This window comes from Paenibacillus ihbetae (assembly GCF_002741055.1).
Taxonomy (GTDB): Bacteria; Bacillota; Bacilli; order Paenibacillales; family Paenibacillaceae; genus Paenibacillus_AQ; species Paenibacillus_AQ ihbetae.
The window spans coordinates 2,588,808-2,606,194 of the sequence record NZ_CP016809.1 but is presented as its reverse complement, the minus strand read 5'-3'; the positions used below and the strand labels follow the sequence as shown (position 1 = coordinate 2,606,194).

Annotated in this window: 19 protein-coding genes; 10 read left to right on the top strand and 9 right to left on the bottom strand. The window is 55.2% G+C overall.

Annotation, left to right across the window (positions count from 1 at the left end; all coding sequences use genetic code 11):
• The first annotated feature begins 38 nt into the window (after window positions 1-38).
• Both BBD41_RS11715 and BBD41_RS11710 read left to right on the top strand, forming a co-directional pair.
• Window positions 39-299, top strand: coding sequence for a metal-sensitive transcriptional regulator (locus BBD41_RS11715; RefSeq protein ID WP_077569992.1), 261 nt, complete (start codon window positions 39-41; stop codon window positions 297-299).
• 153 nt (window positions 300-452) lie between these two features.
• A complete protein-coding gene (locus tag BBD41_RS11710; protein WP_099477696.1) occupies window positions 453-1,466 on the top strand; it encodes an NADP-dependent oxidoreductase in 1,014 nt (337 codons plus the stop codon).
• A 116-nt stretch (window positions 1,467-1,582) separates the two neighbouring features.
• Here BBD41_RS11710 and BBD41_RS11705 read toward each other — a convergent pair whose 3' ends face one another.
• The 3 genes from BBD41_RS11705 to BBD41_RS11695 form a co-directional block, all read right to left on the bottom strand.
• Window positions 1,583-2,074: a CcdC family protein gene (locus BBD41_RS11705; RefSeq protein ID WP_077569990.1), complete on the bottom strand. Its 492-nt coding sequence runs from the start codon at window positions 2,072-2,074 to the stop codon at window positions 1,583-1,585.
• Between the two features lie 216 nt (window positions 2,075-2,290).
• Window positions 2,291-2,866 carry a TetR/AcrR family transcriptional regulator gene (locus BBD41_RS11700; RefSeq protein WP_099477695.1) on the bottom strand — a complete coding sequence of 192 codons (576 nt, stop codon included), beginning with the start codon at window positions 2,864-2,866 and terminating at the stop codon, window positions 2,291-2,293.
• Window positions 2,863-3,588, bottom strand: a complete 726-nt coding sequence (locus BBD41_RS11695; RefSeq protein ID WP_099477694.1) for an MBL fold metallo-hydrolase — start codon at window positions 3,586-3,588, stop codon at window positions 2,863-2,865. The genes BBD41_RS11700 and BBD41_RS11695 overlap by 4 nt, the downstream gene beginning before the upstream one ends.
• A gap of 241 nt (window positions 3,589-3,829) precedes the next feature.
• Here BBD41_RS11695 and BBD41_RS11690 point away from each other — a divergent pair, with 241 nt between their 5' ends.
• From BBD41_RS11690 to BBD41_RS11680, 3 genes are all read left to right on the top strand, one after another.
• Entirely contained in the window at window positions 3,830-4,018 is a 189-nt protein-coding gene (locus tag BBD41_RS11690; protein ID WP_099477693.1) for a hypothetical protein, read from the top strand.
• A gap of 275 nt (window positions 4,019-4,293) precedes the next feature.
• Complete coding sequence (locus BBD41_RS11685; protein ID WP_099477692.1) at window positions 4,294-4,824, top strand: sigma-70 family RNA polymerase sigma factor; 531 nt, start codon at window positions 4,294-4,296, stop codon at window positions 4,822-4,824.
• Window positions 4,817-6,223: a DUF4179 domain-containing protein gene (locus BBD41_RS11680; protein WP_099477691.1), complete on the top strand. Its 1,407-nt coding sequence runs from the start codon at window positions 4,817-4,819 to the stop codon at window positions 6,221-6,223. Before BBD41_RS11685 ends, BBD41_RS11680 begins: the two co-directional genes overlap by 8 nt.
• Window positions 6,224-6,370: 147 nt before the next feature.
• Here BBD41_RS11680 and BBD41_RS11675 read toward each other — a convergent pair whose 3' ends face one another.
• The 3 genes from BBD41_RS11675 to BBD41_RS11665 all read right to left on the bottom strand — a co-directional run bounded on the left by BBD41_RS11675 (window position 6,371) and on the right by BBD41_RS11665 (window position 8,676).
• On the bottom strand, window positions 6,371-6,781 hold the full coding sequence (locus BBD41_RS11675) for a hypothetical protein (protein ID WP_077569984.1): 411 nt from the start codon (window positions 6,779-6,781) through the stop codon (window positions 6,371-6,373).
• Window positions 6,782-6,965: 184 nt separating this feature from the next.
• A complete protein-coding gene (locus BBD41_RS11670) occupies window positions 6,966-7,343 on the bottom strand; it encodes a cytochrome-c oxidase (protein ID WP_099477690.1) in 378 nt (125 codons plus the stop codon).
• A 172-nt stretch (window positions 7,344-7,515) separates the two neighbouring features.
• A complete protein-coding gene (locus BBD41_RS11665; RefSeq protein ID WP_099477689.1) occupies window positions 7,516-8,676 on the bottom strand; it encodes a copper amine oxidase N-terminal domain-containing protein in 1,161 nt (386 codons plus the stop codon).
• Between the two features lie 244 nt (window positions 8,677-8,920).
• Between BBD41_RS11665 and BBD41_RS11660 the strand changes: the two genes are divergently transcribed.
• Complete coding sequence (locus BBD41_RS11660) at window positions 8,921-10,000, top strand: lactonase family protein (protein WP_077570706.1); 1,080 nt, start codon at window positions 8,921-8,923, stop codon at window positions 9,998-10,000.
• A gap of 176 nt (window positions 10,001-10,176) precedes the next feature.
• On the opposite strand, the gene sleB is transcribed toward BBD41_RS11660, so the two are convergent.
• Complete coding sequence (sleB, locus tag BBD41_RS11655) at window positions 10,177-10,836, bottom strand: spore cortex-lytic enzyme (protein WP_077570704.1); 660 nt, start codon at window positions 10,834-10,836, stop codon at window positions 10,177-10,179.
• A gap of 564 nt (window positions 10,837-11,400) precedes the next feature.
• Here sleB and BBD41_RS11650 point away from each other — a divergent pair.
• From BBD41_RS11650 to BBD41_RS11635, 4 genes are all read left to right on the top strand, one after another.
• Window positions 11,401-12,495 carry a sulfate ABC transporter substrate-binding protein gene (locus BBD41_RS11650; RefSeq protein WP_099477688.1) on the top strand — a complete coding sequence of 365 codons (1,095 nt, stop codon included), beginning with the start codon at window positions 11,401-11,403 and terminating at the stop codon, window positions 12,493-12,495.
• 40 nt (window positions 12,496-12,535) lie between these two features.
• Window positions 12,536-13,384: a sulfate ABC transporter permease subunit CysT gene (gene cysT / locus BBD41_RS11645; RefSeq protein ID WP_077569980.1), complete on the top strand. Its 849-nt coding sequence runs from the start codon at window positions 12,536-12,538 to the stop codon at window positions 13,382-13,384.
• Between the two features lie 22 nt (window positions 13,385-13,406).
• Window positions 13,407-14,270 carry a sulfate ABC transporter permease subunit CysW gene (gene cysW, locus BBD41_RS11640; RefSeq protein WP_099477687.1) on the top strand — a complete coding sequence of 288 codons (864 nt, stop codon included), beginning with the start codon at window positions 13,407-13,409 and terminating at the stop codon, window positions 14,268-14,270.
• Between the two features lie 170 nt (window positions 14,271-14,440).
• A complete protein-coding gene (locus BBD41_RS11635) occupies window positions 14,441-14,665 on the top strand; it encodes a YezD family protein (RefSeq protein WP_007130487.1) in 225 nt (74 codons plus the stop codon).
• A 248-nt stretch (window positions 14,666-14,913) separates the two neighbouring features.
• On the opposite strand, the gene BBD41_RS11630 is transcribed toward BBD41_RS11635, so the two are convergent.
• Together BBD41_RS11630 and BBD41_RS11625 are read right to left on the bottom strand one after the other, a co-directional pair.
• Window positions 14,914-15,804 (bottom strand): hypothetical protein, encoded by an 891-nt coding sequence (locus tag BBD41_RS11630; protein ID WP_099477686.1) that lies wholly within the window; start codon window positions 15,802-15,804, stop codon window positions 14,914-14,916.
• Between the two features lie 473 nt (window positions 15,805-16,277).
• A complete protein-coding gene (locus BBD41_RS11625; protein WP_099477685.1) occupies window positions 16,278-17,171 on the bottom strand; it encodes a hypothetical protein in 894 nt (297 codons plus the stop codon).
• Window positions 17,172-17,387 lie beyond the last annotated feature (216 nt).

Sequence of the window (17,387 nt, the reverse complement as noted above, 5' to 3'; positions counted from 1 at the left end):
GAGCATGAACGGATAAACGTTAAAGGGGATGACAAGGAATGCAGTACGACGATCAGGTGAAGAACCGGGTAAAGCGGATTGAAGGACAGCTTCGGGGGATATTGAAAATGATGGAGGAGGCGAAGGACTGCCGGGAGGTTATCACGCAATTAACGGCTGCCCGTACGGCGATCGACCGCACGATCGGCGTCGTGGTCAGCGCCAATCTGGTGGAATGCGTGCGCAAGGCTGAGGAGGACGGCGAGAATACGGAGAAGCTTGTTCAAGAAGCGGTGAATCTCCTCGTCAAGAGCAGGTAGTCCTGCCGGGGCATTCCCCAAGCAGGGGCATGGAGAATTGGGGCTGCGCTGCGTCTTAAACGGTAAATTTGCATCAAGCTGATTTATGAAATGGATCAGGATCGGACAAAATGGGTAAATGAATGTAATGACTTCATAAAGGAGGGTACTCATATGTCTGTCAATGAGCAAATTATACTGGCCAAGCGTCCGCAAGGGATGCCGAATCAGGCGGATTTTGCGTTCGAGGAACAGCCCATGCCTGTTCCGCAGGCCGGCGAAGTGCTGGTGCGGACGGTGTATCTTTCGGTTGACCCGTATATGCGGGGAAGAATGAGCGATGCGAAAAGCTATGTCAAGCCCTATGAGGTGGGCGAGGTCATTCAGGGCGGCGCGGTCGGCCAGGTCATGGAATCGACGCACCCGGGATTTCGGGAAGGCGATTTCGTTGCAGGCAACTGGGGCTGGCGGCGGTACGCGGTCGTGAGCTCATCCACGCTGCGCAAGATCAATCCGGAGCTGGCTCCCGTATCAACCGCGCTGGGCGTGCTCGGGATGACCGGCTTGACGGCGTATTTCGGGCTTCTCGACATCGGCCAGCCTCAGGCCGGCGAGACGGTCGTCGTCTCCGGGGCCGCCGGAGCCGTCGGCATGATCGTTGGGCAAATTGCCAAGATAAAGGGAACCCGTGTGGTCGGCATTGCCGGGTCGGATGAGAAGATAAGGTATTTGACGGAGGAGCTCGGCTTTGACGCGGCCCTGAATTATCATTCGGAGACGTTTGAGGATGAGCTCCGGGAGGCTTGCCCCGATGGGGTGGACATTTACTTCGATAACGTCGGCGGGGAGGTTTCCGATGCGGTGCTGCGCCTGATTAACAAAAATGCCCGCATTCCGATTTGCGGACAAATTGCGCTGTACAATCTGGAGAAGCCGGACACCGGTCCGAGGATTCAAAGCCTGCTGCTGACCAATACGGCCTTAATGAAGGGATTTCTCGTCGGCGATTATCAGAGCCGGTATAATGAAGCGCTGCACGAATTGGCCGAGTGGCTGCGTGACGGAAAGATTAAGCATGCCGAGAATATCATCGAAGGCTTCGAGAATACGCCGGAGGCGTTCCTGGGGCTGTTCAGCGGGGAGAATCTCGGGAAACAGCTGGTGAAGGTAAGCGAGGAGCAGAATTGATCCATTGGAACCGACCATCCGGCAAATAGAAAAAGAGTGGCGGCCGCACAAGGCTTGGCTCAAGGGAGCCCTTGCACCGTGCGGATCGGCACTCTTTTTTCGCGTCTTGTTTAAGCTCACATGGCCGCTTCGGGGCCTGTGATTTGCTGATACTGGCGGTACATGGAGATGCGCCAATGTACGATCATTCCGTATGCGAGCAGGAAGAACAGCGCCGCCGTCTGCGGAATGGAAATATGCTGCTCGATATACCCGTGCAGCAGAAGCCGGAAGGCCAGCAGGCCAAGCAGAATGTAGACAAAGCTGCGTGACTTCTGCATGAAGATCTGCCCGTCCACCTTCTCGAACCGGGTGCTCCGAATGAGCGGGTAGGAGAAGATAAACCAGCCGACAAGAAAAGCGATGATCCCCCACCAGATCGGGATTCGCACCTGCTTCTCCACGAACATCAGAAACCCCGTGCTCATCGCGAGCGGCGGGATAATGATCTTCTTCACGGTTACAGGCCGGTGGCTGGCCTTCATCCGGATGAATATCACCGTTAATGCCATGACGAGCATCGCGACCGTGGAGCCTATTTGAAGAATTGGGGAATTGAAATCAACCACAATTCAGAACCTCTTTCCCTAAGTAAGATGAGATGGCTATATTCTGTTCCTTGATTATAGCACATTCTCATGACAGGCAAAATCAGGGGGGATAGAAGCCGGCCGGTGAAGAAGCAGGCGCTGGCCAAGCCGTCCGTACGCCGGCTTGTGAGACATCGAACAGCGGCCATCATCGTCCGGCGCCGCCTGACAGCACCCGAAAAGGGCGATGGAAGGTTAATGCTGTCTGCGCTGAGCGCTGAGCCCCTGGATGAATATCTCGATCATGTACGCGAGGGTATCGTCCAGGGACAGATTCATGGCGAACTGGCCGCCGCGTTCCAGGGAGGAAAAGCCGTGGCACAGACTTCGGAGCGTCCGCACCGCATGCAGCGCCCCGGCTTCTTCGAGTCCGTAAGGAGCGAGCACCAGCAGCAGCAGCCTGACAATCTCATCGCCGATCTGCTTCGTGTCGGCCTGATCCGGCTGGATCGGCTGAAGAGCGGCCTCATATAGGCCGGGATGCGTTCTGGCGAACTCGACATAAGCGATGCAAACGTGTCGAAGAGCCTCCTCGCCGGAACGGCCGGCGACAGCCTTCAGCAGCCGGTCATGCAGAATCTGAAGGCCATACTGCGTTAAAGCGGCATGCAGGCCGGGAAGTCCGTCGACATGGTTATAGAGCGACGGCGATCTGACGCCGAGCCGGCCGGCCAGCGCGGCCAGCGTAACGGAATGGAAGCCGCTGTGGTCAGCGATCTCCGCCGCAGCCTGCAGGAGCTGGTTGCGATCAATGCCGGGTCTTGGACTCATCGTGCAGCCCTCCCGATGCGCCTATGCGCCTCTTCAATTGCACGCTGCATGCGCGCCTCCGGCTGAATAATCATCGGACCATGTCCGACGGCCAGCACGGCAGGCTGAAGCGCTGCATGGGCAATCGCGGTCGACAGAGCCAGCTCCTTGCTCCAGGTTGCCATCGCCGGAAAAGGGAACCAAGGCCGGAGCACGCCGGAGACAGCCAATCCGCCGCGGGTCTGCCAGGCGTCACCGGCGATCAGAATGCCGCTGCGCTGGTCCAGAAACGCCATATGTCCCGGCGTGTGGCCCGGCGACGCGAGCGCTTTAAGCGAGCCGACGCTGTCCCCGTCCTCAAGCAGCACATCCGGTACCGTCTTTACCGCTTTAGGCTTAGGCACGCCGCCTCGGATCGCGGTTTTCGGCTCGCCCGGGAGCAGGTCCCGATGGCCGGCGAGCAGCTGCGCATCCCGCCGGGAGATATACACGGCGGCTTGAGGCAGCGCCTTCTTCAACCCGTCGAGGGCACCGATATGGTCATCGTGGGCATGGGTTAACAGGATGCGCGTAATCGGCTTTCCGATAGCCGCCGCGGCTTCGAGGATTCCTTTCTCGGAGAACGGCATGCCGGCATCGATCAGCGTCAAGCCGTCATTTTCTTCAACGAGATAGACATTAACGGGAAATAGGCGGGGCAAAAACGAAACTTGGGTAACCTGTTCGATCGTGCGGGTTAACATGAAATCAATCCCCTCTCGCTCATAAACTAATTATGTTAGTAAAATAACTAATGATATTAGTTTTAGCAAGCCCAATTTTAAATATTTCTTGAACATGAATGTTCCATCACTAGAAAACGTGTAGTTTTACCAAAATTTGAGTGCAATTTTATAATAGATGCGTTACCATAAAGAATAGATATTACGGAAAAAAATGTAGATTATTTTAAACTTTTACGCAAAGGGTGAGAGGGCGGACGAGATGGACTTTTTCAAGCGTATCGTTCTGTTGATGCTGATGTATGCCTTCTCGGCAGTGCTGCTGTATGTGGCAAGCGAGCATGCGCCGTATCTGCTTCCGGTCATCTGGTTTTCGGCGCTCTTGCTGTTGCTGTGCGGGGTTGCCTACTTAGGATATCATTATTTATATAAGGGCCGCAGAAGAAGCTGACAGATGGCCGTATGATTCGCCTGTCCGACCGCCGGACAGGCTTTTTTGCTGTTTTTTTCAAAAAAACAAAACGATTTCCGATGCTGCACGGTCTTTATTATTAGTGAGGAATTTGCTGGAACCCAAAAAGCGACTTTCAATCAGCAATAAATGAGCGAAAACGGTCTAGTTGATCTCTTGATTGTACCCGGGAGCGGCTGAAATCGAACTTTTGCAAAAGCCTGTAATATGGCTTTTTACAAAACTGCAGGATTAATGAGGGGAAGGAACGACGGATGGACGAGAAAGAGCTTGCGCTGGCTGCATGCCGGGGGGACGAAGAGGCGTTTTACATGCTTGTCGCAAGGCACCGAAGGCGGTTATACGGGATCGCGTACAGCTATCTGCATAATGAGATTGATGCGCTGGAGGTATTACAGGAGACGGTGTGCCGGGCATGGATGAAACGCCGGAAGCTTAAGCGGCCGGAGGCGTTCGTTCCTTGGCTGATCCGGATCTTGATTCATTGCTGCATCGATGAGCAAAAGCGAAAAGCGCGGACGGTGCCGGTGGAGAAAGTGCTGGAATCGGGGACGGTATTCGAGATGATGAATGACAGCAAGCTGGATCTGGAACGTGCGTTAAGCCGGATGAAGCCCAAATATCGGCATGTGCTGATTCTTAAATATTATCAAGACATGACCGTACCCGAAATCGCCGACATTCTGGACTGCCCTGAGGGCACGGTAAAAACGCGGATCCATCAGGGACTAAAGCTGCTGCGGCAGAAAATCGGGGAACCGGGGGGTGCCTTATTCCATGTTTGAGAAAGAAGAACGGTTGCTGGCTGACATGAAGGATGAAAAGGAGAAGGAATCCATGATGGTGCCCGATGAGGCGCTCGATTCGGCCATTCGGGGCGGGATTCGGGCGGGGGAGCGGAGGCGGAAGAACCGGTATCGTCTTCGCGCTGCTTCTGCCGCGGTCATCGCTGCCGCCGCCGTGCTGCTGCTGACTCTTTGGGGAGGCGGCAGCCCGCCGGGGCCATCGCCGGAGCTCGCCCAAGGACCGTATCCGCCGCTGACAGGGTACGATCTTGCAGGGGATATTACGGCTCAGACGGCGAATCGGCACGGCTTGATCCAGCCGGTGAACCAATCCGAAGCATCAGGCGAGTATACGGTCACGATCCATGGTGTGCTGACGGGACCAGAGCGGCTGCAGGTCTTCTACACGCTGGAGAATCGAGCGGACCGAAATGCCATGGTGCTGAGGGAAGAGCTGAGGCAGCCGGACACCGGCAAGAAGCTGTCCTACGCCTCCAGCACAGGGGGGGATCCGCTTGTGAAGGCTGGAACGTGGGCGAGGCAGGTAAATTTTTATTTTGAGGAGAGCACGCCAATCCCCGAAACAGTCACCCTCGACATCGCGGTGGCTCCGTATTCCACGAATACGATGTACAGCACAAAGTCACCGGATGAGAAGGTCATGGAGATGGACCTGAAGCTTGATCTGGAAACGATGAGACGGTTTACAAGCACCGTGCCGTTAAACCGAGTGATTGAAATCCAGGGGCAGACCATGACGCTTAAGGAGGCCGTGCTGTCACCGGCGGGCATCACAGTGAAAGCGAATATTCCGAAGCAAAATTCGATGAAGGTATCCGGATTGTTCCAGCCTAATATCGAATCCCGCAAGGACGGTTTCTCCGCCGTGCAGCTCGGCAATTCCCTGACGTGGCTGCCGGGTGCCGAGGGGGACATGACGTATTTTTTTGAGAGCAATGCACTTGATCATCCGGATGGACTCGTGTTGAAAGCTGGAGGGATGCAGGCCGTAAACCGGGGAGATATGCAGGTCGTCGTGGACGTTGAGCGGCGGAAGGTGCTGAGCTCGCCGGAGAATCGTATTCAGTTCGGAGACTACACGAAGAGCAAGGACAAATATACGCTATCGCTAAAATATGAAGAACGCGATTTCAATCATGGAGCAGTCTCCATCGACTCCCTGGGTTTTACGGATGGGAAAGGGAAGCGGCATACATTTAAAGAGCAGGAAGGCTCCCGGTCCACTTCGGAATCGACCGGAGTGGACGGATACTGGAGTACGACGCTATACCTGTATCTGGAGCCCGAGGATTACCCGCAGCCGTTGACCTTTGACGTCAGCAGCTTTCCCGGCGTGATCGAGCAAGCGATCGAGGTGCCGATCCCGTACCGGGATTGAAGCGGCCATTCAAAGTCCGGACCGCATAGGTGGACCCGGTGCAGCTTGGAAGCTCCATCCTGCCGACGGTGCAAGGAAGGCCCGCCCCAAAATGAAGAAGCCCTCCGGGATCTCCCGGGGGGCTTTTGTATCGTTAGTTCCACCGATCTACTTCCTGCGTTCGGTCGGCGAGCTTCCTTCCGGACGCTTGGCGTCGAACAGCTCGATGAGCGGTTTGGGCACGCCGTTTAGCAGCAGCCACTGCCGCAGCGTTTCAATAGCCCGGACGTGGCCGTTCCCCTCATCCTTCCAGGTCAGCAGCTCGGCGACTTTGATCACCAGGAGCGTAAGCTCGAGCTTGTCCTGTTCGGACTGGTCGGCCCGAACCTTGTGGAAGATGGCCTCCTTCTGCCAATCGAGCAGTATTTCTTCCCCAATGGTCGGCCGCATGAGGGAGTAGCTGTGCTCGCAGTGCGGGCAGTGAACCGTCGTGAACGGTTCTTCATGGAAATGGGCCTCTACTTCGCCGCCGCACTCGCGGCAGCGGAAGGTGACGTGTACTTCACTATTGGTCAACATGTCTTGGATGCCTCCTTCGAAGAGAACGGTACCTATCCTTACCCAAAACTTGGAGGAGGTGACCCACGCGGGCCAAGACGTGCGTCCGTACGGCACGGAAAAAACGGGTCATCCAAGAGAGTATTTTGCATAAAAGCCATTTCCCCTGGATGCCCGTACAGCTTCAATCGGCCAAGCACAAGTCCTACCGTCTTGCACCTTCCCGGACATTCGTTAACACGTTATACAAGAAAACCACAATACCAAGCGTCACCAGGACTCCTCCTACTGCGATCACCGGTTCGACGGATTCGGCCCCGTTCATCAGGAGGAACAGTCCGATCATCATAATGGGCAGGCCGATGTTATGCAGCCAAAAATGAACCTTCCCCGCGGCTGACTCCGCTGCGGCAGGGAACACATAGTAAACGATCCCTGCGAGAGCCAGAGACGCCCAGCCGAGCAGGTTGATGTGCGCGTGAATCGAGCTGTAGGTATAGCTGTGGGAGATCGACATATACATGCCGAGCAAAACGCCGATCACAAAATAGACGGCTGCAATTTTGATGAGTTTGATTCCCATAACAGGCCCCCTTCATGGATAACTACTATGGTATATGTCCATTTCAGTGAAGTAGAACCGAAGGAAGGGGGAGGTTATAACCCAAATAGAAAGCCGGCGACTCCGATAGGAATCGCCGTTAAGCACGTGCCCGGTTCATAGTCCGGGCAATCCAGGTTTAATACAAATGCTGCTACTCCACCTCGAGCACATCATAGATCATCCACTTGCCTTCTGACTTTGTCAGCCAGTACAGATAGGTGGTGGACAGCATATCGCCGTCGGCATCATCGCTCTCCTCGATATACAAGACCGCGTCCTCCCCGTCGAAGAAGAGCGGATGGGTTACCTCGTCCTTCAGGTTGAAATTGAGCTCGTCGAAAATGCCGTCATCGATGCTGCTCTGGAACAGCTCATAATATTCGGAGTTCGGGTGAATGACAGACATCAGCAGCTGGCCATTCTCGGTGTTAAAGCCTTTGTACTGGGTATCGATCACGTCCTGAATCGCCTTCAGCTCCGCTTCAGGCACGTTGGCCCGGGACTCAAGGAATTCGTCGGAGACGTTGTACTCCTGCTCGTACTCTCCCGGGAATGCAAGCTTCCAAGCGCCGGAGGCGTCCTTCTTGAAGTAGTTGTAACTGTAGATCGTAGAATCCCATGTAAAGGGACCCGATACGCGCTGGACGGTCGTGGCCACGAACGCTTCAGCCGTTGTGCCCGCAAGCGTAACGTCCGCTATCTTGCTGGATACGTTAAGGTCAAATTGGAATTGATCCTTATAGTATTCCTCAAGTCCGGCCAGAAGCGGGGATTGCGGATGATATACCGTTTTGGCCTTAGCGAGATCCTTGGCATTCTCGGCTGCGTCCAGCGTGCGGTACAGCTTCTCGATATCGGCTTTCGCCTTCATGGTCGGCCCTTGGCGGTCGATCTTGATCGTCCGCGCCTTGGCATCCCATTTGACCGGCAGGCCGGTCGCTTCCGCGACGAACCGCAGCGGAACGAGCGTGTTGCCTCCTTGCGTAAACGGAGCGCCCGGAAGCTTGCTTTTCACGCTGTTGACGTAAGCTGAGGACTGGCCGAGCGTCATCTGCAGCTTTTGGTCGATATATGTTCCCGTAATTTGCTTCTTGGCGCCATCCCATCCAACCGTGTAGTTCAGTGCCTGAAACAGCGGCCGGAATTGGACGTAGGTCACCCCGTTCTTCATGACCGGCGGGGCCTGAAACTTGATTTCCTGGCCGTCCAGATACACGCGGATACGGGTCTGCTCCTTCGCCTGAACGGCTTGGGCTGCACCGCCGAGCAGCAGAAGGAAGGCGATGGCCAGAAGGCCGATTTTTTTGTACAAGTTACTGTCATCTCCCTTATCTAATGATAGAATAGAGTAGTAATCGTGGTAATCGTACATGATAAAACCAGCTCCGGCAATACTTTTCTACGGAACTAATATATGGAATGCCCTGCCTTCTTGGCTGACCCCGTTTTTTGCCCGAGTAACGGTAAGACCGGGGCTGCATTGGGTAATACATAGTGAACGAAGAGGAACGCCGGTGGATTTGCTTTTCGTATCCAATGATAAAGGAGTGGATCACATGACAGCAGGACAGGAACTGATATTTTACATAGGAACATATAATTCCGAGAAAGAGAATGCCATTCATTGGGGAGCGATGGACCGGAATACGGGAGAACTGAGGCTGCTTGGCGGTACCGCCGGCATCGAGAATCCGACCTACCTGGATTTTGACGAGTCCATCTCGGTGCTGTATGCCGCCAGCGAGGTCGGCGAGAGCAAGGTGGCCGCGTACTCTGCGAATCTCGTAAACGGTGAATTGACCATATTGAACGTCCAGCCTACCGGCTCGTCCGGCGCTTGTCATGTGTCGCGCACGTCCGACGGTAAATATCTGCTTACGACGGGGTACAGCGACGGGACTATTTCCGTGCTGGCTTTGGAGGAGGACGGGAAAGTGGGCGAAATCGTCTCCAAGATCAAGCACAGCGGACGCGGGCTTCGCGATGACCGCCAATCGGAGGCGCATCCGCACTCGGTGTTTGAGGACCCGCATCATAAATATATCGTCGTGAGCGATCTCGGCATGGATGACGTCAACTTATATCGGCTGGACGAAGGGAAGCTGGTGACGCACCGCGAAATCAGCCTGCCGCCGGGTTCGGGTCCGCGCCATGTGGCCTTCCATCCGAGCGGGAAATGGGTATACGGCACCAATGAGCTGAACAGCACCGTAACGGCGTATGCTTATGATGCAACGTTCGGGGATTTGAAAATTCTTCAGCATGCTTCCACGCTGCCGGAAGATGTCGTGATGGACAACAACACATCCTCCCATCTGCTGGTAGCCCCATGCGGCCGCTGGCTGTACGCTTCCAACCGGGGTCACGACAGCATTGTCCAGTATGTCATCGACCAGGATACCGGCATGCTGAGAGCCGTGAATTGGGTTTCCTCCGGAGGGAAAACCCCGCGCCACTTCAATATACTCCCGGGAGGGTTTCTGCTTACGGCGAATCAGGACAGCAGTCTGGTGGCGAGCTACCGGATCGATCCGGAAACCGGAAACCTGGTATCGACCGGCTATACGCTGGAGGTTACGCGTCCGGTATGCATCTGCCCGGTAGAAAAAGCGAAGGCAAAATCGAAGGTGATTTGAGGATAACATATAGCAAGAAGATCCCCGAAAGACGGGGATCTTCCTTCCCGAGCATAGATTAAAGGGGCAGCCATCACCGTCTGACGGTGCGGCTGCCCCTTGCTGTGTCTGCTTTTTAGCTTCGTTAGATCTCCCCGCCAATGATGACGGGCGGCCGGTCCTTGGCCAGACGAAGGTTATCGTGCAAAAATATGCTTGCCGATCTGCACCGTCTGGGGCCTGGACCAGATCCAGGTGCTGGTCGCCGTGACCGGATTGAAATAATAAAGCGACTCGTAGGTCGGATCCCAACCTCGCACCGCATCAAGGGCCGCCATATAGGCGGTTCGGTTCGGCGTCAGCCAATATTGGCCGTCATCTACGGCCGTAAAGGCGCGCGGCTGGAATACGACTCCCCTAATGTCATTCGGAAATTCACTCGACTGTATACGGTTCATGACAACGGCTCCGACCGCGACCTGGCCTTTATAAGGCTCGCCGCGGGCTTCGCTGTAGATGATTCTGGCCATAATGTCCATTTCGGACTGGTTCAGCGTATATTTTTTCAGCTGTCTCCAGGTCTGCGGACCCGTGATGCCGTCGGCAGGAACGCCGTACTCTTTTTGGAAACGCAGGACGGCTGCCTTGGTGTTCGGTCCGTATTTACCATCGAGCGGCTGGGTATAGAAATCAAGCGTTTTCAAGCGATACTGAAGATCCCATACATCTCCGTTGGCGCTGCCGGGCTTTAACGTGGCTGCTGCCTGGACGGGCTGCGCGAGCACCGGGATCAACAGAAGAATGCTTAAGATAAGAGCAGAAATGATTTTCCGCAAATTCGTTCGTATGATGATCATCTCCTTTCGGGTTGAATTATAAGGACGGAAGCGGCGGCGTACAACCATCAGGATCTGGAAAATCGCGTAACGGCGGGAGATTTGCCATGAAAAATGGTGCTTTGGACCGAGCATAAACTTGCTGGATTTTATTCAAAAAAAGGTTTGACAGCAGCACCGGGACTCATTAGAATTACAGATAACAAACTAAACAGGTAGGAATTATTATATATCGTTCTCACCGTACGGACGGAGGAACGCTCCCAGGCATGAGGCAGGGCCCTAAGGTCGAACAGACCGGGTTCAACGCTCGCTTCATGCTGCCGAGCCTTCCTCTGTCTTTTTTTATGGCGTCGTCCTGCAGCCTGTTTAGTAAATACGAGTTCAAAAAGTCGGTTTTTCAGCACCGAGAAGGTTGAATGAAGTTAGGGACTGAGAAGTGGAGCGTACGTTTTGGGTACGTGAGCATCGGAAGGCCCGGCTGAATTCAAGATTCGATGCCGAGTTACTTCTTGACTGACTTCGTGATCAAAAGGCGACTTTTTGAACAACCTCTGTAGAGAAAAAGAAGGGAAGTGGTCTGGTATGAAGAAAACGTTGAAAATAGGGGTTCTGGCAGGATTAACGATGCTGCTGGCCGTCATGCTCACGGCATGCGGATCGGGCACGCAGGGCGAAAGCAAGAATGCGGCGGATGGAAGTACGCCGAAGGCTTCGGATTCCGCACCGGATGGCGCCAAGGAGAGCGTAGAGCTGCTGAATGTGTCCTATGATCCGACGAGAGAGCTTTATGACCAGTACAATAAGGCATTTGCCGCGTACTGGGAGAAGGAGAAGGGGCAGAAGGTTACGTTTAAGCAGTCGCACGGCGGCTCGGGCAAGCAGAGCCGGTCGGTTATCGACGGTCTGGAAGCCGATGTCGTAACGCTGGCGCTCGGCTATGACATCGATGCGATCCGTCAGGCCGGGCTGATCGAAGAGGGCTGGGAGGGCAAGTTTGAACACAACAGCTCCCCCTATACATCCACGATCGTGTTTCTCGTTCGCAAAGGCAACCCGAAGGGGATCAACGATTGGCCGGACCTGATCAAGGAAGGCGTCGAGGTTATTACGCCGAACCCGCAAACCTCCGGCGGCGCACGCTGGAACTATCTCGCGGCATGGGGCTATGCGCTTAAGGCCAACAACAATGATGAAGCGAAGGCGCAGGAATTCGTGAAGGAATTGTTCAAGCATGTGCCGGTGCTCGACAGCGGAGCGCGCGGCGCAACGACCACCTTCGTGGAGCGCGGCATCGGCGATGTGCTTCTGGCGTGGGAGAATGAAGCCTATCTGTCCATCAACGAGCTCGGTCCCGACAAATTCGAAATCGTCAATCCGTCCGTCAGCATCCTGGCCGAGCCGCCGGTCGCCGTCGTGGATAAGAATGTCGACAAGCGCGGAACGCGGGAGGTGGCTGAAGCCTATCTGCAGTACCTGTACAGCGAGGAAGGACAGACGATCGCGGCTGACAATTACTACCGGCCGACGCTGGCAAGCGTAAGCGAGAAATATAAGGACAAGTTTCCGGAGATCGAGCTGTTTACGCTCAAGGACGTCTTCGGAACATGGGAGGAAACGCAGACGAAGCATTTCAATGACGGCGGAATCTTCAATCAAATTTACGTGCCGGGCAGCTGATCGGCTAAGAGGGCCGAAGGCGGAAAGGGATGAGTGAATAATGGCTGTGCTTAAGCGACAGAAACGGGGCGGCAGCAATCGCAGCGTGCTTCCCGGGTTCGGGGTCGGCATGGGCGTTACGGTATTTTATATGAGCTTGATCGTGCTGGTGCCGATGTCGGCTCTGCTGCTCAATCAGACGGGGCTGACCTGGGAAAAGTTCTGGTCGGTCGCAGCCGACCCGCGGGTGCTGGCATCCTATCGGGTCAGCCTGACGACCGCCGCATTGGCGGCCTTCGCGGATACCGTGCTGGGCTTGCTGCTGGCATGGGTGCTGGTCCGCTATGACTTTCCCGGCAAAAAGCTGTGGGATGCGCTGATCGACCTGCCGTTCGCCCTGCCGACGGCCGTGGCCGGCGTCGCCTTGACGGCGATCTATTCCGCCAATGGCTGGATCGGATCGCTGCTTGAACCCCTAGGGATCAAAGCGGCGTTCTCGCCGCTAGGCATTACGCTGGCCCTGATGTTCATCGGCATCCCGTTCGTCGTACGGACGGTGCAGCCGGTGCTCGAGGACGCGGAGCGGGATACCGAAGAAGCAGCTGCGACGCTTGGCGCGGGAAGATGGCGGACCTTCCGTACGATTATTCTTCCGACGCTGATCCCGCCCCTGCTGACGGGCTTCGCTCTTGCCTTCGCCCGCGGCATCGGGGAATACGGCTCCGTCGTCTTTATATCGGGCAACATGCCGATGAAGACGGAGATCGCGCCGCTTCTGATCATGTCGAAGCTGGAGCAGTTCGATTACGCCGGGGCAACGGCGGTGGCCTTGCTGCTGCTGCTTATCTCCTTCGTGCTCTTGCTCGGCATTAACATTCTGCAGCATTGGACGCGGAAGACCGCGCGCTGACCTTGGAAGGGGAGGATTGACGATGGCTGGAATTGTTCCTGCAGGGGCATCCGTGAAGAAGAGAGCTTCGGCGTCCCCGGCTGCCGAGGAGAAACGCTGGGTGAAGTGGACGTTGATCAGTCTGGCCGGACTTGTGCTGCTGTGGCTGATCGTCCTGCCGCTCGTCACGGTGCTGACGGAGGCGCTTAAGAAGGGCTGGGACGTGTATATCGCGGCTTTATCCGACCCGGATGCGCTATCCGCGCTTCGGCTCACTTTGCTGGTGGCCGCCATTGCGGTGCCGCTCAATACGATCTTCGGCGTCATCGCAGCCTGGACGATTACGAAGTTCAGCTTTAAAGGCAAGCAGCTGCTCGTTACGCTGATCGATCTTCCTTTTGCCGTATCACCCGTGATCGGCGGGCTGATCTTCGTGCTGGTCTTCGGCCGCCAGGGCTGGTTTGGCCCATGGCTTACAAGCCAGGATATCAAAATCATATTTGCCGTCCCCGGCATCGTGCTGGCAACGATGTTCGTAACATTCCCGTTCGTGGCCAAGGAGCTTATTCCGCTCATGGAAGAACAGGGGACGAAGGAAGAGGAGGCGGCCGTGACGCTCGGAGCGAAGGGCTGGCAAATCTTCACGCGGGTGACGCTGCCCAACATCAAGTGGGGCTTATTGTACGGCATCATTCTGTGCAATGCGAGAGCCATGGGCGAGTTCGGCGCCGTCTCGGTCGTATCCGGCCATATCCGCGGAGAGACCAATACGCTGCCCCTGCATGTCGAGATTCTGTACAATGAATACCAGTTCTCGGCATCGTTTGCCGCAGCCTCCCTGCTCCTGCTTTTGGCGCTAATCACCTTATTATTTAAAAACTGGCTTACTCGGAAAAATGTCCATTGACAGTCGTTTCCATCCCATGCTAATGTAATGTTAATTCATAGTATACAGGTTGGAAAAGAGAGGATAAGCTTTGGATGAGTGAACGTCAGCTTGACCCCCCGCAAGCATGAGCAGATCAATCATCCGCATATTCACATATTTTGGGCCCTGCCCGTTAAGGAGGCGTATCCATGGCTAAACCTCTTAAAGTAGATGAAAAGTGGCTTGAACGCATTGCAGGTCTGCTAAACGACATGGAATTTGGTTCGCTGCAAATTGTGGTGCATGAGGGACAAATCGTTCAGATGGAACGAACGGAGCGTAAGCGGTTTGAGAATACAGCCTCCGGAGCGGCCAAATCGGCAGGGCAGTCCCGAGGTTCGGGCCAGCAGAACCGGAGTGCCAACGTGAAATGATCGTTCGGGCCGGCAGAACCGGAGCGCCAACGTGAAGTAATCGTTCGGACTTGCAGAGCCGGATTGTCAACGAGAGCTACAAGCGGCATAGAGAAATAGAGCACCTCCGCGTATCGTAAGCTAACTTACGAAGCGGAGGTGCTTTTTTTGTATCCATTATAACCCGGTTGGCCGGGTAACGTCGGCAGGGTGCTACGCGTGCAAACGAACGTGCACCGGCCTGCGGCATTAGCACGAAGTCGGCGGCTTTAGCGTACGCCTTCTTCATCCGGGGCTGCCGGTTCGCTGCCGGCCTGTGCGGTGCCCGGCTGCTGCACGAACTGCTCAAGCAGCTCCGGATGCCCCGCATACGGACGCTCCCGTCTTTGGCGCGTGACGGTAAAGCGAAATCCGGCAATGTACAGGAGAATCTGGGTCGTCAGTACATACGGCGAGGCTTCGGCCCATGCCAGATTGAGCAAGGCTAGAGCGGCAATCAGCAGATGAAGCAGAATGTAGACCAGCCCGTGGGATTTCTTGCGGGAATCCATGAGCAGCCGGTAAAAAGAAACGGTAGCAATCATATTCGACAGCCATAAGCACCATACATACGGGTTGGCCCAGCCTTGGTCCTCCTGTAGTCCCTGGACAAGGGTTGCAGTCCACACGATAGCCGCCGCCAGGGATAAAGCCGGGATGGCCGGCTTCAGCAGCAGCCACAGTCCCATGCCCCAGCCCGGCTGCTCCAGCCGTTTTACAAGCTCGTCGCGCTCCTGCACCAATTGGTTGATTTCGCGGTTCAGCTGCTTATGCAGCAGCACGAGCCTCGACTCATCGCGATCGCTCAGAAAGGTATCGATCTGCCCGTGAAGCTCGCGTGTCAGCCGGTCCGCAGATTTGCATTCCTGCAGCAGCCGGATCAGCTGCTCCTCGGGAACAGCGCTTCGGCCCGGATGATCAATCAGGGTGCTGAGCGGGCCTGCCAGCTTCGTATAGAGCGATAGGGATTGCCGGATGCGGGAGAGCGAATCCTTGCGCGCTCCCAGCAGCCGTGATGCGCTGTATATGTAGAGGCCCGAAAATACGGCAGCAGCAAGCAATACGGCCAGCAGCCCGTTCAGCGAGCCGAACAGATCGTAAATCCAATCCGTAAGGGACAAGCGGATCCCTCCTTCATTATTCTATTTTCACTATTGCATAAGAAGGAAATGATTTCAAGCTGATTCGAGGAGCGCGCGCGGGGAAGCCCGATTCTGATCGCATTAAATCTTAACGGCAACAGGATTGAATCCGATATTGCCCCGTATAAAAAGTGTTTCCCTGAGGAAACAAAAGGGACCGAGCCGCATATATTGAACTAGATCACTGATTGCAGGGAGAGAGGGAGGGACGGGATCATGGAAATGCAGGTGAAAAAAGCGCCGTTTTGCCGCGCGAAGATGACGGTGGGATATGTCCTATTTCTCTTGTTGACCGTTTGAGCTCGACCAGTCGGGATGGACGAATTCGGCAGCCAGCAAAAAAAGATGGCGTCAGAGGAACGACCTCTTGAATATGCCATCTTTTTTGTATTGTCTGCTAACATTATAGAAATCTAAGCTTATCGGCAATTTACGGGCAGGGACTCCCCCCCTTACCGGCCGGATTCGTACAATGCTCTCCAGCTTCGGTATTCATGGACCGCAAAGCCGGAAAAGGAGGAATGCGAGCCCGCCATGGCATCGACCTTGAGCAGCTGCTCTTCCATAAAGGAGACGCCTTCCTCGTAGAAGGTGATAAACTGCCCTTCATTGCTGGATTTCGTTTCGACGGCGATCAGCGCTTCTTTTCCGAGCGCATCCGCTTCTTTAAGCTCCGTAGCCGCCAGGTTATAGATGTTCGCAGCGGAGTCGCGATAAGCCATAATCGCGATTTGATCGAACTGGCCGATCATCCAGCGGCTGATCGTCATCGATTGATCCGGAAGGCTATACGTATGCAGCCAGAACGTAATATCCGCGCCGACCGGCAGGTCGAGGCAGTGGCCCCGGCTGACCAGATAGCGGACATTGGATTGCCACTGCTCAACGAGCCAGTCGCGGTTCGTTTTCCATTGAGGCAGCGTATGCGGCTCGATATCGACATGAATGCCGGTGAAGCGTTCTTCCGGAGCGGCAGCAACCTGATATTCGGCGGTCCAATTCAGGAACGTATCGATCCGGTGACGCTCCGATTCCAGGGCCCATTTCGGGGCGCCGCCGAGCACATGCACCTGAATTCCGTTTTCCCCGGCCAGCCGGATGAATTTGCGGTAATGCTCGGCACGAACATCTTGATTCATTTGGAGATAGATGAGATTGACGCCTTGACGGGAAGCGAAGCCGATAATATCATCAGCCGAGCTTTCTATCATGGGGGTGTACCACAACCAGGTGGCTTTGAGATGGGACTGTGCCTTCGCAGGCCCGGGGTGGACGGACATGCCGGTCAGCAGCAGCAATCCGCAAGCGAGACAGAGGGTCAGGAAGCGAAGGGCATGCTTTTTCATTGTGGGATGGCTCCTTTTAATAAAGATCGAGAATAGCAAGCATAATTTCGACAATCGAAGAAACGTTGTCGGGGCGGCGAATGGTTTTATATGCAATAAAATTTCGCAATTATGCACTTACGTTTACTATCGGAAATGTACATAACGCTTTATATAGGTCTATAGTCGCTATATTTGGAGAAAAAATGAAAGGGTGGGAGTTTGAACCCCGCTGAC